Origin of the sequence: Phaeobacter sp. CECT 5382 (genome assembly GCF_001457775.1) — a bacterium.
Lineage (GTDB): Bacteria > Pseudomonadota > Alphaproteobacteria > Rhodobacterales > Rhodobacteraceae > Pseudophaeobacter.
The window spans coordinates 47,627-71,403 of sequence record NZ_CYSG01000009.1 but is presented as its reverse complement, the minus strand read 5'-3'; the positions used below and the strand labels follow the sequence as shown (position 1 = coordinate 71,403).

Genomic DNA, 23,777 nt, shown 5'->3' with positions numbered 1-23,777 from the left:
GCAGACCATTGGCAGATCTGTAGCGGCCAGGCCTGCCGCACCTCTGGTTCCGTAAATCAAAAGAGACAGAGGGCGGCGGGACCTTGGGCGATTTCGCTGTGTTTCAGTCTTTGGAAAACAGCCAGCGCAGGGTGAAATGCCCAAGCATCACGGCCAGCAACTGTGCGAGAATGAAACTGAGGATATGGCCAGGATAGATCCCTGCAAACGTATCGCTGAAACCGCGGGCAATCGTCACGGCTGGATTGGCAAAGCTGGTGGAAGAGGTGAACCAATAGGCTCCGGTGATATACAAGCCCACGAGGGCCGGTACTGTGTCGGGCCGCGACCGCAGCCCGCCAAAAATCACAAAGAGCAATCCGAACGTGGCAATGATTTCAGAAGACCACTGAGCCAGCCCGGTTCGATGCATCGTGGTTGAGGTTTGCAGGATCGGCAGATCAAACATCAGATGGCTGGCCCAGACGCCAAGAATGCCTCCGAGGACCTGAAACGCGACATAGGGGGGAACTTGCGCCCATGGATGTTCGCCGCGCAGAGCAAAGGCGAGGGTGACAGCCGGGTTGAAATGGGCACCGGACAGGGGGCCCAGCGTGTTGATGATCGCATAGAGCATGCAGCCAGTAGCGATGGCATTTGCCAAAAGCGCCAAGGCTGTATTGCCTCCAGACAGGCTCTCGGCCATGATGCCGGACCCAACCACGCCAATCAGCAAAAGCCCGGTTCCGATGCCTTCGGCGACGAGTTTCTTGGCGATCATGACATCTCTCCGATGCGTTTGAGTTCTATCTGAAGCGCGTCTTTGTCCAAATCCTGAGGCAAGTCGAGATAGGCCTTTGCCCTGCGTTCCAGCGCCACGTAGGCGGCGAGAAAGGCACTTTCCCAATCAGCCTCCGCTGCCGCTGCCGGGTCTTCGACACCCCAATGCGCCCGTACTGGGGCACCCGGCCAGATCGGGCAGGTCTCGCCGGCGGCAGACGCGCAAACGGTGATAACCAGATCCATCTTTGGTGCGTCCGGCGCGGCAAACTCATCCCAGCTTTTGGAGCGGGCCTGATCAACCTGGTAGCCTTTTTTGCGCAGCAAGGTCAGCGATTGCGGATGAACCTTGCCGGTTGGGTTTGACCCGGCGGAAAAGGCATGGATGCGCCCGTCACCCAACCGGTTGAGGAGAGACTCCAACAGGATTGAGCGGGCCGAGTTACCGGTGCAAAGGACCAGAATATTCATCAAAAATCGCTTTCTGAGCATGTGGTTAATCAAGAGAGGGGCGCCACGGTCGATCAACTCGTTCGTCAACCTGTGGCCTGTGTTCGGTGCGGGTCAGTCAGTACAGGTCAGTTTGTGGCGATTTGACCGCCTATGGCGTCGGTTTGGTGTTGCAGGGAAATCCGGTCGAGTGTTTCAAACGGTAGGGCCGCAAAACTTTTGATCCGGGTTTTCAGGGTGGCATAGGCTTCAAGCAGGGCGAGATGGCGCTCCGCCTCGCTGCCTTGGGCCTTGAGCGGATCGGGTAGCCCCCAATGCGCGCTCATCGGCTGTCCCGGCCAGGTGGGACATTCTTCATTGGCGGCATGGTCGCAAACGGTGAAAATGAAATCCATCTTCGGCGCCTCAGGTCCGGCATAAACCTCGCGCTGTTTGGAGTTAAGCTCGGAGGTGTCGTAGCCCTTGCTTTGTAAAAGCTGAAGGACCGCCGGGCTTGGCTTGCTGGCAGGACGTGTTCCGGCGGAAAAAACCTGAAATTTGCCAGCGCCTTCACGTCTAAGCAGTGCTTCGGCCAGAATGGAGCGGGCGGAGTTTCCGGTGCATAGAAACAGAACCTTGAGGGGGCGTTCCGGTGTTGGTTGCGCAATGGGTGCAGATGCAAGGCTGTGGCAGATGTCAGGACGGTTCTGGCAGCATCCGGTCAACAGTCCGCCAAACAACCCGCGCACCCCATCAAGATTGGCGGAATAGATCAGCGAGGTGCCCTGGCGTTCCTGACGGATCAGATCGGCCTGTTTCAGCGTTGCCAGATAGGCAGAGGCAGTATTCGGTTTGAAGTCCAATGCTGTGGCGATTTCGCCGGCAGGCACACCTGCCGGATAGCGCCGCACTAGGAGACGAAAGAGATCGAGCCGATTGGCATGTGCCAGAGCATTGAGTTGAGTGACGAGTTCTTTTTCCATAGTTCACGAAATATGGAAATAAATTAGAACTGTCAATTCATTTGCGCAGACTCCGCAGTGGGGGTCTCACCAGGATCTCAGTCAGGAGATTGTTGATACCACCAGACATCAGGCAAAAACCCGGTGCGATCCCCATAAAGTGGAAGGTATTTCGGGAAAGCCAGTTCTTTCACATGGGCTATGCGGCCTTTGTCAAAGGACCATATCGGGATCACATAGCGACCTGCCATCAAAAGCCGGTCCAAGGCCCGGGTGGCGGCGGTGAAATCTTCGGGGGCCTCGACTGTCAGCATCCGCGTAATCATCGCATCCACAGCTGCGGAGCGGACGCCCATCAGATTGCGGCTGCCAGGTTGATTGGCGCCGTCAGAGCCCCAATACAGCCTTTGCTCGTTTCCCGGGCTCAGGGAAAGTTCCCGTCTGACCCGGGTCAGATCAAAGTCGAATTCGCTTTGGCGGCCAACATATTGTGCGTTGTCAACGAGATCCGAGGTAAGAGTAATGCCCAGACGCTCCAATGCACGGGCGTAGATTTCGATGATGCTCTTCATCTCGGCGTCGCCCTGGCGCAGCAAAACATTCAAAACAAGCGGGCTTCCGTCGGGGCGGCGCAACTGGCCGTCCTCGACCTGTAATCCGGCCTGAGATAGCAGCTGTGCTGCCCGGCGCAGGTTTCGACGATTGCGTTTGGTGCCGTCACTTTCGGGAAGGCTGTAGCCTTCAAGCGTGTCGGGAGGAAGATCTTCTGCAAAAGGACTTAGATAGGCGTTAACCTGGCCAGCGGCAGGGCCAGGGAGAAACCCAAGATCGGAATTGGAAAAATAGGAGGTGATCCGCGGTTGAGCACCCCCGGTTGCCGTGTCGTTGATGTATTCAAAGTTGAAGGCAAGCAAAAGTGCTTCGCGAACGCGCCAATCATCCAGTGGCGCGCGGCGGGTATTGAAGGCCAGCCCGGTCATGCCGGTGGGCCGGGCATGTGGGATCTCACTCTTTACGATATCGCCTTTGGTCACTGCTGGAAAGCTATAAGCAGAGGCCCATTTATCTGCGTTGAACTCCCGGTAGGTGGTCAGCTCTCCGGCCTTGAAGGCCTCGAACAGCACTGTCTGGTCACCGAAGAAATCGATACGCATTTCATCAAAGTTCTGAGTGCCAGCGCGAAAGCCCAGGTTCTGCCCCCAATAGTCGGGGTTACGACGCAAAGAGACATAGCGCCCTGCCTCAAAATCCGACACCACATAGGCACCGGTTCCGATCGGGGCCTCGCTCAGTCCGGACGCCGAGAAATCCTTGCCCTGCCACTGTGCCTTTTTCAAAATCGGGCGTAGCCCAGCAATCAAGGCGAGCTCTCGATCAGGGGTGTTGAAGGTAATGCGCAGGCTGGCGGGACCAGTCTGCTTGATCTCGGCTATCTTGTTCCAGAAACCGCGATAACGAAGATGGCCCTGGGTGCCCAAAGTCTCGTAGGACCAGATCACATCTGCGACGGTGACCGGGCTGCCATCGGAGAATTTCGCCTCCGGGCGGAGGGTGAATTCGACCCAAGATCGGTCCTCGGGCACTTCAACTGATTCGGCCAACAGCCCGTAAAGAGTGAAAGCTTCGTCCCAGGAGCGGCCCATCAGACTTTCGTATCCCCAAAATCTGAGCTGCCAGGGAGGCGTGCCTTTTTGCGCAAATGGGTTCAGCGTGTCAAAGCCGCCCGTGTTGCCAAAGACGACTTTGCCACCCTTTGGGGCATCGGGGTTTGCATAGGGTAAAGACACAAAATCCGGTGGTAGGGCGGGCTCTCCATACATAGCTATGCCATGGGATGATTCTGCCTGTGCAAAATGGACCCCGCCAAACAGCGCGATTCCCGCCGTCACGACTTTCAGGATTTGGAAAAAAACTGGCTTCACTTTGGCAACAATCCCGCTCTGCCCTTATTTGCTTGGCTCTACATCTATTGGCTGCATCTTTGTCATTTCAAACTTTTAGCTTGGAGGGAAGCGCGAAATTGCTTATAAAGGGGTCACTGCTCGATAGGTTTCTTGCCTGTATGAAACCTGCCTCAATAACTTCACGCCCGCTTCGTGCGGGCGTTTTTTTTGGGCGACTGTAGCTTTCTCTTGAGCATTCTTCTGGTGTTTCTTGTCGATGCCGAACTGGCGGCGGCAGCTTTTACTCTCCGAGCTGCTTTAGCAGCCATTTCTAAGTAGTCCTACGCGTTTCTTTTGCGCCTGCAGCATGGCAGGATGCGCGACATGCGAGGATAGTGTTTACAGGAAGGGCAAGGACGATGACGCTCAAGGGAAAAACTGCGGTTATTACAGGATCCAACTCAGGTATTGGGCTGGGCATTGCACGGGAACTAGCGCGCGCCGGGGCGGATGTTGTGTTGAACTCCTTTACCGACCGGGCAGAAGATCACGCGCTGGCAGCGCAAATCGCGGCTGAGTTTGATGTCGCTGCGCGCTATATTGCGGCGGACATGTCTGATGGCGACGCCTGTCGCGGATTGATTGCCCAGGCCGGAGCCTGCGATGTCCTGGTCAATAATGCAGGGATTCAGCATGTTGCCCCGGTGGATGAATTCCCGGTGGACAGCTGGAACGCAATTATTGCCATCAATCTCAGCTCTGCCTTTCATACCACAGCGGCGGCCTTGCCGATGATGCGCGCGGCCGGATGGGGGCGGATTGTCAATATTGCCTCAGCACACGGCCTGACGGCCTCGCCGTTCAAATCCGCCTATGTGGCGGCAAAACATGGCGTGGTGGGCCTGACAAAGACCGTCGCGCTGGAAACGGCAGAAGAGGCGATCACTTGCAATGCCATCTGCCCAGGCTATGTTCTGACCCCCCTGGTAGAGGCACAGATCCCTGACACTATGGCGAAATACAACATGTCACGCGAGGATGTGATCAAGAAGGTGATGCTTGAACGTCAGCCATCGCGCGAATTTGCCACGGTGGAGCAGCTGGGAGGATCAACGGTCTTTTTCTGCTCTGATGCGGCCGCCCAGATCACCGGCACCACTCTGAGCGTGGATGGCGGCTGGACGGCGCTCTAGGTCTCAATCGTCTTACCAATTGTTATAAAACCAAAAAGGAGGGCCCTACGCCCTCCTTTTCTATTTCTCAGATCAGTCCAATTGGGTCCGTCCCATTGGTCCCGAGTGTTTCGTTCTGCTTAGCTGGGTTTTGGAGGCTCTACCGGCTGCGGCTGGCTGGGATCCTTGGGGTTGGGGTAGACCAGACCGGCAGAGATCACCAGTTTCGCAGCGTCTTCGACGCTCATATCCAGCTCGATCACGTCCTCTTTTGGAAAGAACAGCAAAAACCCAGAAGTGGGGTTGGGCGTGGTCGGAACAAAGATGCTCATCATCTCTCCACCGGTTTCCGCACGCTCAGAGACCTCGCCCTTGGCGGTGGTAGAGATGAACCCAATGGCCCAGATGCCGCGGCGGGGGTATTGGATCAGGCAGGCCTTTTCAAAACTGCGCTCGGACTGCGCAAAGACTGTCTCTGATATCTGCTTGATGCCGGAATAGATCGTGCGCACCACTGGCATGCGGTTGACGAGGTTCTCGGCAAAGCCAATCAATGAGCGACCGATGATCCCCTTTGCGATCCAGCCAACCACGATGGTGAAGAACAAAAAGATAATCAGCCCGATGCCACGCAGATTGATGCCGATATATTGCTCAGGCAGGATTGTATGCGGCACCAGAGGCAGAATAACACCGTCGATCCAGCCCATCACGGTCCAGAGCAGCCAGATGGTCAGCCCAACGGGGGCAATAACCACGATGCCGGTAAAAAACGACGAGCGCAGCCGGGCAAACAGACCGGGGCGATGGCGGATGGGGTCGTTGTCAAAGGGTGTGGTCATCAGGCGCAATCATTGGAACAAAATGGTGGAGACAGACTGGCGTCACAGGCTGACATCATGGAACGAGTTTCTTCTGGCAGAACCTAGGTACTGATCTGCGCCAGAGCAATGGCAATGGCGCAGGAAAGGGGATTATGCCTTCAGCTTGACCAGTTCTTTGGCAATTTCGGCGGCCAGGCGGGCATTGTTGCGCACGAGGGCGATATTGGCCGTGAGCGACCGTCCCTCTGTGAGCTCAAAGATCCGTTGCAGCAGAAACGGCGTGACCGCCTTGCCTGTGACGCCCTGCGCATCGGCTTCGGCCTGTGCCTGCGCAATCACAGGTGCCAGAACCTCGGCGGCAATTTCCGCATCCGCTGGGATCGGATTGGCAATCAACTGTCCCCCCGGCAGTGCCATGGCTTGCCGCATGGCGTGGCTGCGAGCGATATCGCGGGCGGTATCCATCCGCAAAGGGGCGTTCAGGTCGGACTGCGACGACCAGAAGGCCGGAATGCTGTCCTGACCGTAGGCGATCACCGGAACCCCTTGGGTTTCAAGGACTTCCAGTGTTTTGGGAATGTCCAAAATAGCCTTGGCGCCGGCTGCAACCACGGTCATCGGGGTCTGCGCCAGCTCCATCAGGTCAGCTGAGATGTCAAAGCTATGCTCGGCGCCTTTGTGAACGCCGCCAATACCGCCGGTTGCAAAGACATCAATACCGGCAAGGCGGGCAGCAATCATGGTTGCGGCGACAGTTGTCGCCCCGGTTTTGCCCATGGCCAGGCAGACAGGCATATCGGCGCGCGACACCTTGGCGACGCCCTGCGCCTGTCCCAGCGCTTGCAATTGATCTGTTTCAAGACCGACGTGCAAAACCCCCTTGATGACGGCCATGGTGGCAGGGATGGCTCCGGTGTCACGGATATCCTGCTCCACCTGCGCGGCCACTTCAACATTTTGTGGGAAGGGCATGCCATGAGTGATGATGGTGCTCTCCAGAGCAACAATTGCGGTGCCTGCAGCGCGGGCTGCGGCGACTTCGGCGGAATACTGGATCTCGATCACAGTGGGGGTTCTCCTGAAACATAGGTAGCGGCGGCCTGCAGAGCGGCGGCCAAAGCGCTCTTGCGGTCATCGCCACGGGTCTCGGCAACAATATGGGCTGCCATGAAGGTGTCTCCGGCTCCGGTGACCCGGGCAACAGTGACGCGCGGCGGCACAAGCGTGATGGCATCGCGGGTTTGGATACTGGCTTCGCTGGCAGAGGAGCCGCCATCGGTCACCAGAACCCGGGCGGCACCGCGGTCCAGCAGGGCTAGCGCGGCGGTTTCGCTATCGGTAAACGCTTCCTGGCACAGGATGCCGGCCTCTTCGAGGTTCACATAGAGCGTGCCATGGGTTTGGGTCAGAAAGGGGCGCAGCCGTTCGGCCTTGCCAGGAGAGGCCGGGGCAACGCGCAGATCGGCCTTTGCAAAGGCCGGGTCTGCGGCGATTTGGCCCAGCAAAGAAAGGGTCAGATTGCCATCCAGTGCGATCGGGCCTTCATACGGTGCCACGGCAGAGCCCAGCGTCCCGTCGGTAAGTGGGCGCAGGATCTTGTCGCCTGCGGCCTCCAGCGAATGCGCATCGGCAATGGCGGCAATCAGGCCATTGCCCCCCTCAACTGCCATATAGCGATCTGTTGGCAGATCCTCAGAGCGGTAGACATGATCTGTCAGACAGCCAAGATGGGCGCAGGCGGCAATAAGCTCATCGCCTTCGGCGTCGCGGCCGACCGCGCTGAGCAGTGAAGGGGAAAGACCAAAGCGCGCCAGAGTCATGGCGATGTTCATCGCCACACCACCGGGCAGGCGGCTGATGCGCCCGGGCATGTCGGAGCCGCGCCGCATTTCTGCAGGGCTGCGGCCAATAACATCCCAAAGCACGGAACCAATACAAAGAACCTGTGGTCTGGGCGCTAGCGTGGAAGAGGAAACCTGTGTCATGGCATCCCTATTGCAACCTTTTGTCGCGCCTCGCAAGCGGCAAGAAGCCCAGCGGTGACCAAGGGAAAGGCTGCTTATTGCGCAGCGCCGGGTATCGCAAAAACCAAAGAGGCCCAGATGGTCTGCCAGACTGCTCCGGTTTCGGCAGGGCTTGGGCGCAGGACTACGGCATTCAACAGATAGCGACAGCCTTTGATGACAGGAACTTCGACCAGACCGTCTTTGTCTGTCAGAGCCAGAAATTTGTTCACCGTGCCATCTGAGTGCTTTTCAAAAACCTCTACCTGAACCTCTTGTCTGGGTTTGTTTTGGTACAGTAGGCGGACAGGAAGAGAGGAAAGGGTGCTGGTATAGGGATTTGCCTGCACCACAAACTCGCCCTCCAGCCCAAAGGCCCTGTCAGTGCCCGCACCATCCCCAACCGCCACAAGCAGCTTTGTGTGTCTGCTGTAGTGCTCGACGAACCCAGCAAGCGGCAGGCCGCGTGCCAAGTGCGGGTCGCGTAGCTCACCCAGTCCTTTGTCGCGGGCAAAGGCTTCGAACTCTTCGAAACTGTCATACGTGATATCATCAGGTGTGGTTTCATGCAGGGCTATCAGAAGGCCGGATTGAATATTTGGCAGACGCAGGGCAGGCAAATCTCCCATGCGCCCCGCATAGGGAGTAATCTTGTCGTGTTGAACAATGTCAAAACGCGCAATGTTGTGATCCAGATAGGGCAGGCGAGCCCCAGTGAACATTTGTCCGTTCCGCAGATCCGCTATCAATGAGGTGTCGGAAAAGACTTGATATTTTTCCGGCTCGATCCAAAACTCATGAGAATGCGCTGGCCCGCTGAAACAGATGGCGAGACCAAAGATGGCACAGTAGATTGCACTGTAACAGATCATCAGAGAAAGTCGGAAAGGGCGTAGAGTTTTTATGGGGCGAAACAGAAGGACGGGCATTTTGAAATCTTTGCATCAGGTCTTCGTTAGGGTGATGATCCTCGTGTTACTGTCAAGCCCGTTGCTGAGTTTGCCCAAACGGACACAGGCGCATGAGGTTACGCCCACAATTGCCGATTTTTCGGTCGCCGAGGGTGACATCACTCTGACACTGGCGATGAACGTCGAAGCCTTTCTGGCCGGGATTGACCTGGATGGGCAGGTAGATACTGACACCAGTGACCAGTCGACTGACTACGATCTGTTGCGCGGCATGAGTGGTGATGAGCTGACACCGATGGTGACGCTCTTTGTTGAGGACTGGCTGCAAGCTTTGAGTTTGGACGCAAACGGAGGGGTTCTTCTGCGTCTGACAAAGGTGCAAATCCCTGAGATTGGCGATCCGACCTTGCCGCGCCTGTCCTCTCTGACGCTCTCAGGGGAGCTGAACGAGGGGGCAGCCTTTTTGCAGCTGCACTGGCCTTTGCGTTCTGGGGCTGTTGTTCTGCGCCAGAACGGCGTCGAAGATCCCTATACGGGCTATATCCTCGGCGGCGGCGTCTCTCCGGCAATTCCCTTGCAGGGGGGCGCGGTACAAACCCCGCTGGAGGTGTTTACGGATTATGTGCCGGTAGGCTTTGACCATATTTTGCCAAAGGGGCTGGACCACATCTTATTTGTGCTGGGGCTCTATTTTCTGAGCGTTCGGATGCGGCCGCTTCTGTGGCAGATCACCTGCTTTACCGTTGCGCATAGCATCACCCTGGCGCTGGGCGCATTTGGGCTGGTGCAGATAGATCCCGCAATTGTTGAGCCGCTCATTGCAGCCTCGATCGTGTTTGTCGCGGTGGAAAACATCTTTGCTCGCCGCCTGCACAGCTGGCGTATGGCGCTGATTTTCGGCTTTGGTCTGTTGCATGGGCTGGGTTTTGCCACGGTTCTGGGGGAATTTGGCCTGCCGCAAGACCAAATGGTGCCCGCTCTTCTGGGGTTCAATGTCGGTGTGGAGCTCGGTCAACTGACGGTGATTGCCCTGGCCTATGGTGCGCTGGGCTATTGGTTTGGCAAGCATCCAAAATATCGCGGGCGGGTGGCCATTCCTGCATCATTGACCATCGCCCTGATAGGGTCGTACTGGGTGGTAGAACGGGTTTTTCTTTAGTGGTGTTGGCCCGTGTGACCTTGGCCAGTGTGAACTTGACCAGACCGAAACAGTTCACGGGATGTGCCACGACAATCTATTGGCCGTGGCACGATGAAGAAAGGCACCGAAAATACTCCGGTGCCTTGATCTAGTGGAGGGTGAACTCTCGTTCTAGCTCAGCGCATTGCCGCCATGAACCGTTTGAGGGCCGCGGCCGGGTCTTCGGTGCTCCAGATTTCTTCGCCAAGACCAAAGAAATCGGTTAAAGGGGCGACGGTTCGGATCAGGTCTTCGGTCAAACCGCCTTCGGCTACCACAGGCACCTCGATCATCTGAGACCACCACTCAAAGAGTTGAGTTTCGGCGACGGCTCCATCCCCCAGACCGGAGGTGCCGACGGGGCCAAAGCTGACATAGTCGGCACCAGCTTCAGCCGCGCTGATCCCATCATGTCGGGATGCACCGCAAAAGCTTCCGACAATCGCGTCAGGCCCCAGCGCCTTGCGAGCGGTACGCACGGATTTTGACGCATCATTCAGATGCACCCCATCCAGACCCAGCCGTTCTGCAAGGATCTGATGATCAGAAATCACAATGGCGACCTCGCGGGCGTGGCAGACCTCGCGCAGGGCGTCACCCGCCCGGCTCAGCGTGTCTTCATCGCGACTGGCCATATTCAGGCGCAGGCAGGAAATTTCAGTGCTGTCGAGCACCTGAGCCAAAATGTCAGGGAACCGGCCAAGCTCAAAACTCGGCGGGGAGATCAGGTAGATCTGGGGGGCTTCGGGGGCTTCAGCGGCGCTGTCCATGCAGGTCACTCCTGTTCTCTTTGAAGAACGGTATTTAGCGGTTTTGTGGCCGAACGCAAGGTTTTGCACAGCACCACCCTGGTGAATTCGACCTGAAATCCGGCCTTATATGGCGACAATCCTCTTGCCGGTCTTGCTCATTGTCGATGCGGCGATTACAGCAGGGCGGTATTTTTGCGGAGAGAGAGATGCCGAGCGACACGCAACAGCCTGCTTTTGTCCTGGTCCGCCCGCAGATGGGCGAAAACATCGGTGCCGCGGCACGCGCCATGTGGAATTTTGGTCTGGATCGGATGCGCATCGTTGCGCCTCGTGATGGCTGGCCGAACCCCAAATCTGTGGCCATGGCCTCTGGTGCGGGCCGCTTGCTGGATGAGGCGCAACTGTCGCCGGACCTGCCGGACGCCCTGCAAGACTGTTCCTTTGTGTTTGCCACCACCGCCCGCCCTCGAGAGCTAATCAAACCGGTCTATAGCCCCGAGGCGGCAATGAAGCTCGCACGCCAGAAAATCCTTCAGGGTGAGAAGGTTGCGGTCCTCTTTGGCCCCGAACGTGCCGGGTTGGAAAACGATGATATTGCCCGGGCCAATGCCATAATCTCGGTGCCTGTGAACCCGGAATTTGCCTCGCTGAACCTCGGCCAATGCGTGCTTTTGACCGCCTATGAATGGCAACGTCAGGTTTCGGAGGTCGCGGATGAGGTGACGGAACTGGGCAAAACCGACTGGGCCACCGGCAAGGATGTCGAAGCGCTGGTCACGCATTATGAAGACCGGCTCGAAGAGGCGGGCTATTTCTTTCCGCAGGCCAAATCTGCAGGCATGAAAGTGGTCTTTCGCAATATGTTTAGCCGCATGCGATTGACCCGGGCCGATGTGCAGATGCTGCATGGTGTGATGCGGCAGATGGTGCGTTGGAAGAACAGTCCTGATGCGTCAGCCCAACAGGCAGCAGACAGACCGCAGGATTGAAGCGCAGAAAGGCGATTTCTTTGAGCGCCATCCTTTGGGTCACACTGGACGTTTCGAACGGTCACGCCTAGCTTGGCGCCAGATCAAACCCAGATCAAACAGAGGCAAGCATGAGCAGCAAGCGCAGCATTTTCGAAGAGGTCGAGGGCAGCAAGTCTGAAGCCCCGGTTGTGAACCCCGGTATGATTGATCGCGGCCGACGTGGGGCACGTGGTGCCATTCGCGCCTGGCTGATGGTTCTTTTTGCGCTGGTGGTGGCAATGATCGTGGTTGGCGGGCTGACGCGGCTTACCGATTCTGGGTTGTCGATCACCGAATGGCGCCCCGTGACGGGGGCCATGCCGCCACTGTCCGAGGCCGATTGGACGGCGGAATTCGATAAATACAAACAGATCGACCAGTGGCGCATCGAGAACCAGTGGATGGAACTCGCCGATTTCAAATCGATTTACTGGTGGGAATGGGGCCACCGCCAGCTGGGCCGGGTCATGGGCCTGATCTGGGCACTGGGGTTCTTTGGATTTCTCATTACCCGAAATATCCCGACTGGCTGGACCGCGCGACTGGCGCTACCCGGTATTCTAGGTGGGGTTCAGGGTGGAATTGGCTGGTGGATGGTCTCGTCGGGCGTCACCCAGGGCGAGGGCATGACGGCCGTGGCCTCTTATCGCCTGGCAACCCACCTAGGTCTGGCTTTTGTAATCCTTGGCTTTATCGCTTGGTACGTTCTGCAACTGGGCCGCTCAGAGCGGGATCTTATGCAGGCGCGGCGCGCCAAAGAAGCCAAGATTTTTGGCCTTTCCACCGGGCTTTTGCATTTTGCGTTTTTGCAGATCCTGCTGGGTGCGCTTGTTGCCGGCATTGACGCCGGGCGCTCTTATACGGATTGGCCGCTGATGGGCGGTCAGATCTTGCCGCCAAACCCATTGATGATTGAGCCGTTGTGGAAAAATTTCTTTGAAAACCCGGGCCTTGTTCAGTTCATTCACCGGGTCTGTGGCTATCTTTTGTTTGCCTTCGGGGTTGTTACCTGGCTTCGGGGCCGGGCTTCTGCCCATGCGGCTACGCGCTCCGCCTTTAATGCTGTTTTTGCGGTTTTGTCGCTGCAGATCCTGCTGGGTGTGATGACAGTTCTCTATGCTGCCCCGTGGCAGGCAGCCATCTTGCACCAACTGGTTGCTGTTGCCCTGTGGGTTTTGATTTTGCGAGCCCGCTTTCTGGCCGCCTATCCCATTTCAACTTCGATTAAGGACCACTGATCCATGAGCCTATTTGATACTTTGATGGCCTTTGAGCGCGACACACAGGCGCTGGGGCAGGTCGCAGGTCGCCTTGGTTGGGACCAGGAAACCATGATGCCACGAGAGGCTGCGCCTCAACGTGCCGAGGAAATGGCAGCGATCGAAGCTGTGTTGCACGCGCGTCGTATCGACCCGCGTCTGGTTGAATGGCTGGCAGAGGCAGAGGCACCGGATGCTGCGGGCCAAGCACAATTGCGCGAGATCAAGCGCAGCTATGATCGCACCGTCAAAGTGCCTGCGGATCTGGCAAAACAGATTGCCAAGGTGACGTCGCAAGCGCAGGGAAAATGGGCCGTGGCGCGCGCCGACGAAGATGTCGCCGCTTTTCTCCCCGTCCTTCAGGAAGTGGTGGCGCTGAAGCGCGAAGAAGGTCAGGCGCTTGCCGCCGGTGGTGATCTCTATGACGCCATGGTCGAGGACTACGAACATGGCACCACTGCCGCCGAAATCGCCGCGATTTTTGATGCCATGCGTCCCGGTTTGGTAGACTTGCGGGCCCGTGTTTTGGACAAGGCTGCGCCGCAAGGGCTGTCAGGCAGCTTTGACGAAGGCGCGCAAATGAAGCTGACGCGCAAGCTGGCCAAGGCATTCGGCTATGACATGAGCCATGGCCGTGTTGATAAAGCGGTGCATCCCTTCAGCTCTGGCAGCGGCTTGGATGTGCGTATCACTACCCGCACCAGCGAGCATGATCCGTTCAATTGCTTTTATTCGACCATTCACGAGGTTGGCCACGCCGCCTATGAGCAGGGAATCAATCGCGACTATCTGCTGACACCGCTGGGACGCGGTGTGTCGATGGGCGTGCATGAAAGCCAAAGCCGGATCTATGAAAACCAGATCGGTCGCGGGGCCGCCTTTACCAGCTGGCTGTTTGCTGAGATGCGCGATGCCTTTGGTGATTTTGGCATCGCCGATGCCGATAGTTTCTATAAGGCAGTGAATACGGTCCACAATGGCTATATCCGCACAGAAGCGGACGAGTTGCAGTATAATCTTCACATCATGCTGCGTTTCGACCTGGAACGCGCTTTGATGAGCGGAGATCTTGAGGTCAAAGATCTGGAAGCAGCCTGGAATGACCGATTTGAGGCGGATTTTGGCTACGCCGTCGACAAGCCCTCAAACGGATGTTTGCAGGACGTACACTGGTCGGTGGGTCTGTTTGGTTACTTCCCGACCTATTCGCTGGGCAATGTCTATGCAGGGTGTCTGAACCAGAAGATGCGCGCGGATCTGTCTGGCCTGGATGCGGAACTCGAATCCGGAGACACTTCTTCGGCAACAGGTTGGTTGCGGGAAAACCTGCAACAATATGGCGGGCTGCGCAGCCCGCGTGACACGATCACGCATGCGGTCGGGTTTGAGCCGAGCCACGCCCCGCTGATGCAGTATCTCGAGGATAAATTCACCCGGCTTTATGATCTTTGAGCTTGCGTCATAGCTGAAACAAGAAAAGGCCGGGCAAATGCCTGGCCTTTTTCACGTCTGGTCATTTTGCGATCAGATTAGAGCCATGCGTTCGGCGCGTTCCGGATCCGGGAAAGGGCGGAATAGGCCAAATTCGGCATGCGCGATCAATGCGTTCACATTGCCGTAAAGACGTGCAACCTCTTCATCATCTTCGCCCAACACCCGAAAGGCCTGATCCAGCTGTGTCAGGTTCTTGAATTCAATCTCCAGTAGGAAATCCCGGCAATTGTCGCTGGCCAGGTTGAGCTTGCGGCGCATCAGACGGTGCCCCTGCACAACGCCGCGCTCCTTGAGATATCCCATCCATTGATCCACCGCACCGGCAAAGATCAATGCCTTGGCTTCATTGTGGAGGTCGATCGCGCAGTGATACAGATTCATGAGAGTTACCCAGGTTACAAGCTTATGTCGCAGCCAGAGTGACAGAAACTGATTAGCCTTGGGTTAAAGAGAAACGCCGCCCCCAGGTGTTGGGAGCGGCGTACAAGCTGTTCGGAACTGGCCGGATCACGGCCTATTCTTCGCTGGTTGTCTCTTCGTCCTCATCGCCGGCTTCAGCGATCCAGGCGACCGAGACGACTTCTTCGCCTTTGCCGGTGTTGAAAACCCGGACCCCACCAGCCGAACGTGAGCGGAAGGAGATGCCCGCAACCGGCACCCGGATCGACTGACCTTTGGATGTCGCCAACATGATCTGATCTCCGAGCTCAACCGGGAAGGTCGCGACGATCTCGGCGCCTTTCATCGCGCCGACGCCCTGTCCACCACGACCGCTGACGCGGTAGTCATGCGCAGAGGTCAGGTTGCCAGCACCTGCTTTGTTGATAGTGACCAGAAGATCATTGGCTGCCAGCATTTCCGAATACCGATCCTCGCCCAGAGCACCTTCTTCGCTCGACGCACCATCAATCTCGTCGGTGGCATCCTCTTCGGACACATCACTACCAAGCTCGGACCGGAAGCGTTTGATAAAGGCAGTGCGCTCCCAAGGTTCGGCGTCAAAGTGACGGATCACCGACATCGAGACGACCTCTGCATCGTCACCAAGCTTGATCCCGCGAACCCCAACAGAGCTACGGCTGTTGAAAACACGGACCTCTGTGGTTGGGAAGCGGATGGCGCGGCCGGTATTGGTGACCAGCATCACATCGTCCTCTTCGGAACAGATGCGGGCATTGATCAGTTTGGTTCCGGCGTGCTCATCCTCGAACTTCATTGCGATCTTGCCGTTGGATTTCACATTGGTGAAATCTGAAAGTCGGTTGCGACGCACCGTGCCGGCGGAGGTGGCAAAGACAACTTGCAGATCGGCCCATTCCTTGTCGGGGCGATCCACTGGCATGATCGCGGCAATCGAAACCCCGGTGGGAATTGGCAGGATATTGACGATGGCCTTGCCTTTGCCGGTGCGGCTGGACTGGGGCAGGCGCCAGGTCTTGAGCTTGTAGACCATGCCATCGGTGGTGAAGAACAGCAGCTGGGTATGGGTATTGGCAACAAAGAGGTTCGTGACGACGTCTTCCTCTTTTGTCTGCATCCCAGAAATGCCCTTGCCGCCCCGTTTTTGTGCCCGGAAATCGGCCAGAGGGGTGCGCTTGATATAGCCGCCCGAGGTGATGGTCACCACCATGTCTTCGCGTTCGATAAGATCTTCGTCATCCATGTCGCCGGACCAGTCGACAATCTGAGTGCGACGTGGCACGGCGAAATTGTCGCGCACCTCGCGTAGCTCATCGCCGATGATGCCCATGATGCGTTCGCGCGAGGACAGGATTTCAAGGTATTCCTTGATCTTGCCTGCCAGTTCTTCCAGCTCGTCGGTGACTTCCTTGACGCCAATCTGTGTCAGGCGCTGCAGGCGCAGTTCCAAAATGGCGCGGGCCTGGGTTTCCGACAGGTTATAGGTGCCGTCTTCGTTGGCGGTATGGGTGGGATCATCAATCAGCGCGATATACTGCAGAATCGGCTGGGCGGGCCAGCGACGTGTCATCAGCTTCAGACGCGCTTCTGCTGCATCCGCTGACTGGCGGATGGTGGCGACGATCTCGTCGATATTGGTGACGGCAACGGCCAGGCCACACAGAACGTGGCTACGTTCGCGCGCCTTGCGCAACAGATGGGCCGTCCGGCGCGCAACCACGTCTTCGCGGAAATCGATGAAAGACGTAAGGAAGCGGCGCAGGGTCAGCGTTTCAGGACGACCACCGTTCAGAGCCAGCATGTTGCAGCCAAAATAGGTCTGCATCGGAGTAAACCGGAAAAGCTGGTTCAGGACGACTTCGGGGGTGGCGTCACGCTTCAGCTCGACCACGACACGTACGCCGTTGCGGTCAGATTCATCCTGCACGTGGGCCACGCCTTCGATGCGTTTTTCACGCACTTGTTCAGCGATCTTTTCGATCATCGCGGCCTTGTTGACCTGATATGGAATCTCATCGACGACGATAGCATAGCGATCTTTGCGGATCTCTTCTACGCGGGTTTTGGAGCGGATGATGACGCTTCCACGGCCTTCAAGATAGGCTTTGCGCGCGCCAGAACGGCCTAACATGATCGCGCCTGTCGGGAAATCGGGCCCCGGCACGTAGTCGATCAGCTGTTCTGTTGTGAGATCAGGGTTGTCTATCAGCGCGAGGGTTGCATCGACCACTTCGCCCAGGTTGTGGGGCGGAATATTGGTCGCCATGCCGACCGCGATGCCGCCAGCGCCATTGACCAGCATATTCGGGAACCGCGCGGGCAGAACCGTCGGCTCTTGGTCCTTGCCGTCGTAGTTGTCCTGAAAGTCGACCGTTTCTTTTTCAATATCGGCCAACATAAAGGCGGCCGGCTTGTCCATGCGGACCTCAGTGTAACGCATGGCGGCGGCATTATCGCCATCCATCGAGCCAAAATTGCCCTGACCATCCAAAAGCGGCAGCGACATCGAGAAATCCTGCGCCATCCGCACCAGCGCATCATAGATCGCGCTGTCCCCGTGGGGGTGATATTTACCCATGACATCGCCGACGGGACGGGCGGATTTGCGATAGGATTTGTCGTGGCTGTTGCCGGTCTCATGCATGGCATAAAGAATGCGGCGATGCACCGGTTTCAACCCGTCGCGCAGGTCGGGAATGGCCCGGCTGACGATGACCGACATCGCATAGTCCAGATAGGAGGTCTTCATCTCCGCTTCGATGGAAATGGTCGGTCCATCATAAGTGGGGCGCTGAGGAATGTTTTCTTCTGCGTTTTCAGGAGTTTCCGGCGTATCTGTCACGTTTGCTGCCCGTTCTTTTTCTATGGGTCTGTATGGTGTTGAAATACCCTATCAGAGAGCGTGGCAAGGGTGCAAGCGAGCTGCCGTTTTTGGCCGGTTTTCCGGTGTGAAATTATGGTTTTGGCCGCTGTTAACCTATTTACTGCTAGGCTTTGGCTTGGGGGGCTCTTGCAACAGGAGACCGCAAATGGAGATGACCGAAACCGAAATGATGCTCAAAGGCTATGGGCTGACCACTGCCGAATTCACCTATCACATGCCCGACCATGCCCATGTCCTGAACACCTATGTCTGGCAGGAGTATGATTTGGCGCCAGACCATGCCCGATTGTTCGATTTCATCGAATTCTGGCAACGCGAACTTGACGGGCCCTTGCACTCGGTTCGTTTTGAACATCGTAAAATGATCGGCCCCAGCGAGTGGCGCAACGTCAAAGGTGTTCTCATGCTTCATTGAACGGGCGTAGAACGTCGCTGCTACGCTGCGTTAGGCCTAGTTAGGCTGAAAGTCCGGAAAGAGGTGCACGCGAGGTTCTAGGCGGAACAGCTGGCACCACCCAGAACGCAGAATTTGGCGCAGTGAGGGTGGTTCAGCTTTACCGGGGCCTCCGCCTCCTGAAGGGTCGACCCCAATTCAAATTCTGGCGCGTAGGGCAGCAGGGTGCAGGCCAGAACAGCAGGTTGATCCGCGCCCTTTCGTTTAACCACCATGCGCGATGAAGCACACATCACGTCTTTGGGGGATTTGTTCAGGATACCCCAGCAGGCCGTGGTGATTTCAGGCACCTCTACGGCTTCGTCCATTTCGGGAAAGAGGACTGTCCGACCAGGGTGTTGCGCGTCAATGTCAAAGCCGTGTTGCTGATACAGGCGCGCATAGCCAACCCGTGCGTCAGCCTCGGTTTCTTGCCACAGGCTGCGTCCCGCCACCGTCATCGTGATACCGGTATCCCGCAGCCAGCGCATGCCCTCGATGCTTTTGGCAAAGCTGCCCGCGCCGCGTTCCGCATCGTGATGCGCGGCGGTGAAATGGTCGAGAGACACCCGAAGAGTCATTTTCCCGGGGTAGGCTGCCTCTAGATCAACGAGACCCGCCCGCATGCTCTTGCGCATCATCGGGCGCATGGCGTTTGTCAGGATCAGTACCTCGAACCCGCGCTTCAGCGCAGCATGAGCCATGGGGATCATCTCTGGGTTCATGAAAGGCTCGCCGCCAGTAAAGCCGATTTCGTGAATGGGCCAGCCGCGTTCGGAGATCTCATCCAGGTAGCGTGTCACCTCAGCTTCGCTGAGGTAAACCAGCGCGTCATTGGTCGGGGAGCTGAGAATGTAGCAGTTCTCACATTCGATGTTGCACAGAGTTCCGGTGTTGAACCACAATGTTTCAGGCTTGCTGAAAGCAACAGAGGCACGCGTGGATCCATCAGCCGTCACATCGCTGTCTTGAAATTTCCCGATATTGGCCGTGGGCTCTGGATTGGCGGGGGGCTCTGGCAGATCTTTCACGCTAAAGTACTCTCGGACAGTTTCTTTCGCCAGAAGCTAGCTTATAATAAGGCGAAATGAAAAGCCGCCGCGGTACTTTATGACAGGGAAGTGATGCGGCAAAACCAACCGGACCAATGCCGGATTAACTTCAGAGCAGTTCTGGACCGGTACCGGACCACTACCGGGCTGATGCCGTTGCAGAAAATGGGAAAAACTAAACATGGTGTCTCGTATCATTCCGGTCGCGCCGTTTGATCTGGTGATTTTTGGCGCAACCGGTGACCTGGCGCAGCGCAAAATTCTGCCGGCGTTGTTTCGCCGGTTCTGTGCAGGCCAGATCCCCGACGGAACCCGCATCACCGGCTGTGCCCGTTCAGAGCTGTCTGACGCCCAGTTTCGGGCTTTGCTCAACACCGCGTTAAGTGAGGCCCAAGATGAGCCGCGCCCCGACGACCGGGATCTCGTCGCGTTTTTGCAGATTATTTCCTATGTTCCGCTGGACGCAGTTGGCGAAACCGGATGGGCAGCTCTATGCGACTACCTTGCAGGTTCATCTGGCGAAAGGGTCAGAGTTTTCTACTTTTCCGTGGGGCCTGGGCTATTTGGTCCGCTGGCAGAACGCCTGCACAGCTATGATTTGACCACGGAGGCAACACGTATCGTAGTCGAAAAACCCTTTGGCCATGATCTTGCTTCGGCGCGGGATTTGAACCGGACGCTGGCCAGCCATTTCGATGAAAGCCAGATCTACCGTATCGATCATTATCTGGGCAAAGAGACTGTTCAAAACCTGATGGCGGTACGCTTTGGCAATATGCTGTTTGAGCCTTTGTGGAACAGCCAGTATGTCGATCATATTCAGATCACGGTGGCCGAAACTGTCGGCGTTGCCGGGCGCGAAGACTACTACGAGCGCTCCGGTGCAATGCGCGATATGATGCAGAACCATCTGATGCAATTGCTCTGCCTGATCGCGATGGAGCCGCCGGCAAAATTCGACCCCGATGCGGTGCGCGACGAAAAGCTGAAGGTCATCCGGGCCTTGGACCCGGTCGAGCCCTATCATATCGTGCGGGGGCAATATGCCTGCCCGCCGGGGCAGGTCGGTGACGATCTGACGTACCGGGAAACCGTGAAAAATCAACGCTCCAGCACCGAAAGCTACATCGCTTTCAAGGCTCATATCAGCAATTGGCGATGGGCTGGCACGCCGTTTTACCTACGCACCGGGAAACGTCTGAAAGCGCGGTCCTCGGTGATCAATGTTCTGTTCAAGGATGCGCCTCATTCGATCTTTGGCGAAGAGGCAGGGCGCCATGCCAACCACCTGAAGATCCGTCTGCAACCTAATGAGGGCATAACGTTGAGCGTCACCATCAAGGAGCCGGGGCCAGGTGGCATGCGGCTGATGGATGTGCCTCTGGATATGAGCTTTGCCGAAGCCCTGGGATCGAATGGCGGCGATCGTGCCGATGCCTATGAGAGGCTGATCATGGATGTGGTGCGGGGCAACCAGACCCTGTTCATGCGCGGCGATGAGGTCGAGGCCGCCTGGGGCTGGACCGATCCGATCATCGCAGGGTGGCAGGCGCGTGGTGACGTGCCCAAACCCTATGAAAGCGGCAGCACCGGACCGGGCGATGCAGATCTGTTGATGCGCCGGGATCAACGCGAGTGGAGAGGGATAAACCCATGAAGTTCAAAGAATACCCTGACAGAGACATGCTCGCTCTTGACGTGGCAAATGAAATCGCTGGTGATCTTGAAACGCATCTTTTGCATCATGATACAGCGTCATTCGCAGTCGCCGGTGGGACCACGCCAGCACCCATATTTGATGACCTCTGTGCGGCAGATATAGCCTGGGACCGGGTGCATGTGATGGCAACGGATGAACGCTGGGTGCCGTTTGAAAGTGAGCGCTCAAACGCCCGCATGATCCGCGACCGGCTGCTGACGGATCGTGCGGCGGCGGCGCGATTTTTGCCTTTTCACGTACCGGCACGGGATCCCGAAGAGGTCCTGGCAGAGATTGAATCCCAGATCCTGCCCGAACTGCCGCTTTCGGTTTTGTTGCTCGGCATGGGCGAAGACATGCACACGGCCTCTCTGTTTCCAGGCGTCGAGGGGCTGCTACAGGCGCTATCCGCTGATGCGCCGGTGCTATCGGTGCTGCGGCCACAAAGCCAGCCAGAACCGCGCGTCAGCCTTTCGGCACATGTTCTCGACGGCGCCCTGGCAAAGCATCTTGTGATCTATGGAGAGGCAAAGAAAAAGGCGCTGGATCAGGCGCTGTCGCTGCCACCGGATCAAGCGCCAATTCAGGCAGTTCTTACTGAGATTACAGTGCATTGGGCGCCATAATAGAACGCTGTGTTGGGGGCGTGGCAACCTGTCTAGTTATTATAGTTCTGGATTGAGCCGGATCAGTGGGCAGCCTGCCTACCGGCCGTCGGGTTTTGCGCCATCAAACTCAATGAATTGCTGTTTCAATGTCTCGGGCAAAGGATACTCAGTGCTTCCATCCGGGCTGCGCAGGACCATCACAGCGTTGAGCGTGGCTCGTAGATCTTGCGACCAGATCTGCTGCTCCATGGTGTAGGAGGTATTGCGAAATGAAATCACCCGGGCGGTGGCGATATAGGGCTCATCCAGAACCATTTCACGAATGTAATGGACATTCGCATTTCGCAGAACACTGCGTGGCGCTGGCTGGCCTTCGAAGTGACGTGCACAGAACTGATCAAAATAAGATACCCGTGCGGTTTCAAACCAGCCGAGGTAGGCCTTGTTGTTAACGTGTCGCAGAATGTCGAGCTCCGAAAACCGAACCCGATCGGCCAGCGCCATAGGGCATGCGCGTGCCAGCCCATGGTGCAATTGGTCTTCTGCCGGCAGTGGGGTGAGAAATTTGAGTTCCATTGCATTGGATTGCCTGTCAGAGCAGGGAAAGGCAAGAGCCCAAGAATTGAAAACTAAGCTGCGACCGGCGGTTGGTGACCAGCGGTTGAACAAATTTCGTTTCGCTATGGAAATAGAAGATTGTGGAGCGGGTAACGAGAATCGAACTCGTAACTAAAGCTTGGGAAGCTGCCGTGATACCTTTTCACCATACCCGCCCTTGGGGTCTTGCTATCTAATGACGAAGCCTAGGTCAATACGATCAAACCGGGTTTTCGAGATCCTCTTTCGGTGGATTAAACCCCTGAAGATTCCGCGGATTATAGCTCAGAGAGGGATCTGCGCGCCGTTCAAAGGCCGACGAATGAATGTCGGCGCCGTCGGGGATGTGGCGGAACTGAGCCAGCGGTAAGTAATAGCCAAGAAACCCCTTTTGGCCGGGCCAATTGCTGCGTCGAACCAAGCGGGGGAAGAGTTCCAGAATGGGCCAGACCTTGCGCAGTTTCATCTGACTGTGCAGTGGGGCTTTGGCGCTGGGTTTCGAAACGTCCAGGTTCATGCGTTCAGTTACTTTGTCCTTTTTGCCAAGAACATAGCGGTCGTAATATAGGGGGCGAAACTCCAGACTGTCGACACCTAGATCGTCAAGCTCTTGCCGCATCCATTGCATGGTTTGTTTGGCAAGACCCGCCTCAGCCTCCGGCACACTGCCGGCGACATCTGTATGGGTGCCTGGAAACCAGACCTGTTTTACATCCTGAGGTTCCGGGTGTTTTTTGCTGCGAAACCGGGTGCCGTGATACTCTTGTCCTTCTTGCCACATCTGTTGGCGGAAAAAGCAGCGGGTTTCATCAATTGAAAGCACATGGCGCACGGCCTTGACCGATGGGTTCTCATCGACGCTGGAGTGGGTACCGAATTCAATGAACGTGTCTTTTTGCAGCCGAATGCGGATCATCGAACTGACCGTATCCCACAGCCCCAGAAACCGGATGGAAACTCGGCGCAGGTGGAAAAACTGTTCAGAAATCCGCAGCGGTGCAAACTGTTCGTTCGGCCCATCCTGGCGCAGTTTACGCCAGGCTTTGAAAACCGGCCCGATCAGGTGCAGCTCATGTGGGGCTACCAGGCCGAAATCATTGATGAAACCGGCCAGAACGCGCGCGGTATAGGCCCCTCGTGAGTAGCCGAAAAAGTAGAGTCTGTCGCCTTCGCGGTAGTTTTCACACAGGAAGGAATAGGCATGCAGCACATTGGCGTGCAGTCCCCAGCCAAAGGCAAGGCCAGCCACCAGCCTGGTCTTGGCAAAGAGACTGTCGGCAAAGGGGCGGGTCGAAAGTGTGCCAACGCCCGGCTCATAGTAAACAAGCTGATTATCGTTGTGCTGCAGACATTTATAGAGGCGCAGAATGTTGCTTTCGTTCTGTTCGACCTCGTTGCCCGTACCATCAAGGCAGATAATCAGTTTGCGTGACATAAAAAAGCTTT

General features: G+C 56.9%; 22 protein-coding genes and 1 tRNA gene. 8 read left to right on the top strand and 15 right to left on the bottom strand.

The genetic code is table 11. The features are described 5' to 3' along the window. Window positions 1-103: 103 nt before the first annotated feature. The 4 genes from PH5382_RS11395 to PH5382_RS11380 form a co-directional block, all read right to left on the bottom strand. Window positions 104-760, bottom strand: a complete 657-nt coding sequence (locus PH5382_RS11395) for an aquaporin (protein WP_058334509.1) — start codon at window positions 758-760, stop codon at window positions 104-106. After that, window positions 757-1,230, bottom strand: a complete 474-nt coding sequence (locus PH5382_RS11390; RefSeq protein ID WP_058334508.1) for an arsenate reductase ArsC — start codon at window positions 1,228-1,230, stop codon at window positions 757-759. The genes PH5382_RS11395 and PH5382_RS11390 overlap by 4 nt, the downstream gene beginning before the upstream one ends. 107 nt (window positions 1,231-1,337) lie before the next feature. After that, window positions 1,338-2,171 (bottom strand): arsenate reductase/protein-tyrosine-phosphatase family protein, encoded by an 834-nt coding sequence (locus PH5382_RS11385; RefSeq protein WP_058334507.1) that lies wholly within the window; start codon window positions 2,169-2,171, stop codon window positions 1,338-1,340. A 77-nt stretch (window positions 2,172-2,248) separates the two neighbouring features. Then, entirely contained in the window at window positions 2,249-4,072 is a 1,824-nt protein-coding gene (locus PH5382_RS11380) for an extracellular solute-binding protein (RefSeq protein ID WP_058334506.1), read from the bottom strand. Between the two features lie 380 nt (window positions 4,073-4,452). Between PH5382_RS11380 and PH5382_RS11375 the strand changes: the two genes are divergently transcribed. Continuing rightward, on the top strand, window positions 4,453-5,226 hold the full coding sequence (locus PH5382_RS11375; protein ID WP_058334505.1) for a 3-hydroxybutyrate dehydrogenase: 774 nt from the start codon (window positions 4,453-4,455) through the stop codon (window positions 5,224-5,226). 119 nt (window positions 5,227-5,345) lie between these two features. Here PH5382_RS11375 and PH5382_RS11370 read toward each other — a convergent pair whose 3' ends face one another. From PH5382_RS11370 to PH5382_RS11355, 4 genes are all read right to left on the bottom strand, one after another. After that, window positions 5,346-6,047: a DUF502 domain-containing protein gene (locus tag PH5382_RS11370; protein WP_058334504.1), complete on the bottom strand. Its 702-nt coding sequence runs from the start codon at window positions 6,045-6,047 to the stop codon at window positions 5,346-5,348. Between the two features lie 132 nt (window positions 6,048-6,179). Beyond that, window positions 6,180-7,094 (bottom strand): pseudouridine-5'-phosphate glycosidase, encoded by a 915-nt coding sequence (locus PH5382_RS11365; protein ID WP_058334503.1) that lies wholly within the window; start codon window positions 7,092-7,094, stop codon window positions 6,180-6,182. Then, entirely contained in the window at window positions 7,091-8,014 is a 924-nt protein-coding gene (locus PH5382_RS11360) for a PfkB family carbohydrate kinase (RefSeq protein WP_058334502.1), read from the bottom strand. The genes PH5382_RS11365 and PH5382_RS11360 overlap by 4 nt, the downstream gene beginning before the upstream one ends. 74 nt (window positions 8,015-8,088) lie before the next feature. Further along, window positions 8,089-8,904 (bottom strand): DUF4198 domain-containing protein, encoded by an 816-nt coding sequence (locus PH5382_RS11355; protein WP_058334501.1) that lies wholly within the window; start codon window positions 8,902-8,904, stop codon window positions 8,089-8,091. Between the two features lie 91 nt (window positions 8,905-8,995). Here PH5382_RS11355 and PH5382_RS11350 point away from each other — a divergent pair, with 91 nt between their 5' ends. Next, window positions 8,996-10,102, top strand: a complete 1,107-nt coding sequence (locus PH5382_RS11350) for a HupE/UreJ family protein (RefSeq protein WP_082645642.1) — start codon at window positions 8,996-8,998, stop codon at window positions 10,100-10,102. Window positions 10,103-10,260: 158 nt separating this feature from the next. Here the strand turns inward: PH5382_RS11350 and PH5382_RS11345 are convergent, their stop codons facing one another. Then, on the bottom strand, window positions 10,261-10,893 hold the full coding sequence (locus PH5382_RS11345) for a thiamine phosphate synthase (RefSeq protein WP_058334499.1): 633 nt from the start codon (window positions 10,891-10,893) through the stop codon (window positions 10,261-10,263). 188 nt (window positions 10,894-11,081) lie between these two features. Here PH5382_RS11345 and PH5382_RS11340 point away from each other — a divergent pair, with 188 nt between their 5' ends. The 3 genes from PH5382_RS11340 to PH5382_RS11330 all read left to right on the top strand — a co-directional run bounded on the left by PH5382_RS11340 (window position 11,082) and on the right by PH5382_RS11330 (window position 14,596). After that, window positions 11,082-11,864 (top strand): RNA methyltransferase, encoded by a 783-nt coding sequence (locus tag PH5382_RS11340; protein ID WP_058334498.1) that lies wholly within the window; start codon window positions 11,082-11,084, stop codon window positions 11,862-11,864. 110 nt (window positions 11,865-11,974) lie between these two features. Beyond that, entirely contained in the window at window positions 11,975-13,123 is a 1,149-nt protein-coding gene (ctaA, locus tag PH5382_RS11335; protein WP_058334497.1) for a heme A synthase, read from the top strand. Window positions 13,124-13,126: 3 nt separating this feature from the next. Then, window positions 13,127-14,596: a carboxypeptidase M32 gene (locus PH5382_RS11330; RefSeq protein WP_058334496.1), complete on the top strand. Its 1,470-nt coding sequence runs from the start codon at window positions 13,127-13,129 to the stop codon at window positions 14,594-14,596. A 72-nt stretch (window positions 14,597-14,668) separates the two neighbouring features. Here PH5382_RS11330 and PH5382_RS11325 read toward each other — a convergent pair whose 3' ends face one another. Beyond that, window positions 14,669-15,019, bottom strand: coding sequence for a DUF6614 family protein (locus PH5382_RS11325; RefSeq protein WP_058334495.1), 351 nt, complete (start codon window positions 15,017-15,019; stop codon window positions 14,669-14,671). Window positions 15,020-15,152: 133 nt separating this feature from the next. Next, on the bottom strand, window positions 15,153-17,900 hold the full coding sequence (gyrA, locus tag PH5382_RS11320) for a DNA gyrase subunit A (protein WP_197410041.1): 2,748 nt from the start codon (window positions 17,898-17,900) through the stop codon (window positions 15,153-15,155). A 187-nt stretch (window positions 17,901-18,087) separates the two neighbouring features. Here gyrA and PH5382_RS11315 point away from each other — a divergent pair, with 187 nt between their 5' ends. Next, a complete protein-coding gene (locus tag PH5382_RS11315) occupies window positions 18,088-18,357 on the top strand; it encodes an usg protein (RefSeq protein WP_058334493.1) in 270 nt (89 codons plus the stop codon). A gap of 77 nt (window positions 18,358-18,434) precedes the next feature. Here PH5382_RS11315 and PH5382_RS11310 read toward each other — a convergent pair whose 3' ends face one another. Beyond that, complete coding sequence (locus tag PH5382_RS11310; protein WP_231751856.1) at window positions 18,435-19,406, bottom strand: radical SAM protein; 972 nt, start codon at window positions 19,404-19,406, stop codon at window positions 18,435-18,437. Window positions 19,407-19,608: 202 nt separating this feature from the next. On the opposite strand from PH5382_RS11310, the gene zwf reads away from it, so the two are divergent. Both zwf and pgl read left to right on the top strand, forming a co-directional pair. Next, window positions 19,609-21,084 (top strand): glucose-6-phosphate dehydrogenase, encoded by a 1,476-nt coding sequence (zwf, locus tag PH5382_RS11305; protein WP_058334492.1) that lies wholly within the window; start codon window positions 19,609-19,611, stop codon window positions 21,082-21,084. Beyond that, window positions 21,081-21,752, top strand: coding sequence for a 6-phosphogluconolactonase (pgl, locus tag PH5382_RS11300; RefSeq protein ID WP_058334491.1), 672 nt, complete (start codon window positions 21,081-21,083; stop codon window positions 21,750-21,752). The genes zwf and pgl overlap by 4 nt, the downstream gene beginning before the upstream one ends. A 78-nt stretch (window positions 21,753-21,830) precedes the next feature. Here pgl and PH5382_RS11295 read toward each other — a convergent pair whose 3' ends face one another. The 3 genes from PH5382_RS11295 to PH5382_RS11285 form a co-directional block, all read right to left on the bottom strand. Then, window positions 21,831-22,310: an acyl-CoA thioesterase gene (locus PH5382_RS11295; protein ID WP_058334490.1), complete on the bottom strand. Its 480-nt coding sequence runs from the start codon at window positions 22,308-22,310 to the stop codon at window positions 21,831-21,833. Between the two features lie 123 nt (window positions 22,311-22,433). Beyond that, window positions 22,434-22,507: transfer RNA gene (locus PH5382_RS11290), tRNA-Gly, on the bottom strand. A gap of 44 nt (window positions 22,508-22,551) precedes the next feature. Next, entirely contained in the window at window positions 22,552-23,766 is a 1,215-nt protein-coding gene (locus PH5382_RS11285) for a DUF2235 domain-containing protein (protein ID WP_197410040.1), read from the bottom strand. Window positions 23,767-23,777: the final 11 nt, after the last annotated feature.

Bases quoted from the DNA above. Each gene is read 5' to 3' on its own strand.
- PH5382_RS11395 (WP_058334509.1), bottom strand. From the start codon at position 760: ATGATCGCCAAGAAACTCGTCGCCGAAGGCATCGGAACCGGGCTTTTG.
- PH5382_RS11390 (WP_058334508.1), bottom strand. From the start codon at position 1,230: ATGAATATTCTGGTCCTTTGCACCGGTAACTCGGCCCGCTCAATCCTG.
- PH5382_RS11385 (WP_058334507.1), bottom strand. From the start codon at position 2,171: ATGGAAAAAGAACTCGTCACTCAACTCAATGCTCTGGCACATGCCAAT.
- PH5382_RS11375 (WP_058334505.1), top strand. From the start codon at position 4,453: ATGACGCTCAAGGGAAAAACTGCGGTTATTACAGGATCCAACTCAGGT.
- PH5382_RS11370 (WP_058334504.1), bottom strand. From the start codon at position 6,047: ATGACCACACCCTTTGACAACGACCCCATCCGCCATCGCCCCGGTCTG.
- PH5382_RS11360 (WP_058334502.1), bottom strand. From the start codon at position 8,014: ATGACACAGGTTTCCTCTTCCACGCTAGCGCCCAGACCACAGGTTCTT.
- PH5382_RS11355 (WP_058334501.1), bottom strand. From the start codon at position 8,904: ATGATCTGTTACAGTGCAATCTACTGTGCCATCTTTGGTCTCGCCATC.
- PH5382_RS11350 (WP_082645642.1), top strand. From the start codon at position 8,996: ATGATCCTCGTGTTACTGTCAAGCCCGTTGCTGAGTTTGCCCAAACGG.
- PH5382_RS11345 (WP_058334499.1), bottom strand. From the start codon at position 10,893: ATGGACAGCGCCGCTGAAGCCCCCGAAGCCCCCCAGATCTACCTGATC.
- PH5382_RS11340 (WP_058334498.1), top strand. From the start codon at position 11,082: ATGCCGAGCGACACGCAACAGCCTGCTTTTGTCCTGGTCCGCCCGCAG.
- ctaA (WP_058334497.1), top strand. From the start codon at position 11,975: ATGAGCAGCAAGCGCAGCATTTTCGAAGAGGTCGAGGGCAGCAAGTCT.
- PH5382_RS11330 (WP_058334496.1), top strand. From the start codon at position 13,127: ATGAGCCTATTTGATACTTTGATGGCCTTTGAGCGCGACACACAGGCG.
- PH5382_RS11325 (WP_058334495.1), bottom strand. From the start codon at position 15,019: ATGAATCTGTATCACTGCGCGATCGACCTCCACAATGAAGCCAAGGCA.
- PH5382_RS11315 (WP_058334493.1), top strand. From the start codon at position 18,088: ATGGAGATGACCGAAACCGAAATGATGCTCAAAGGCTATGGGCTGACC.
- zwf (WP_058334492.1), top strand. From the start codon at position 19,609: ATGGTGTCTCGTATCATTCCGGTCGCGCCGTTTGATCTGGTGATTTTT.
- pgl (WP_058334491.1), top strand. From the start codon at position 21,081: ATGAAGTTCAAAGAATACCCTGACAGAGACATGCTCGCTCTTGACGTG.
- PH5382_RS11295 (WP_058334490.1), bottom strand. From the start codon at position 22,310: ATGGAACTCAAATTTCTCACCCCACTGCCGGCAGAAGACCAATTGCAC.
- PH5382_RS11285 (WP_197410040.1), bottom strand. From the start codon at position 23,766: ATGTCACGCAAACTGATTATCTGCCTTGATGGTACGGGCAACGAGGTC.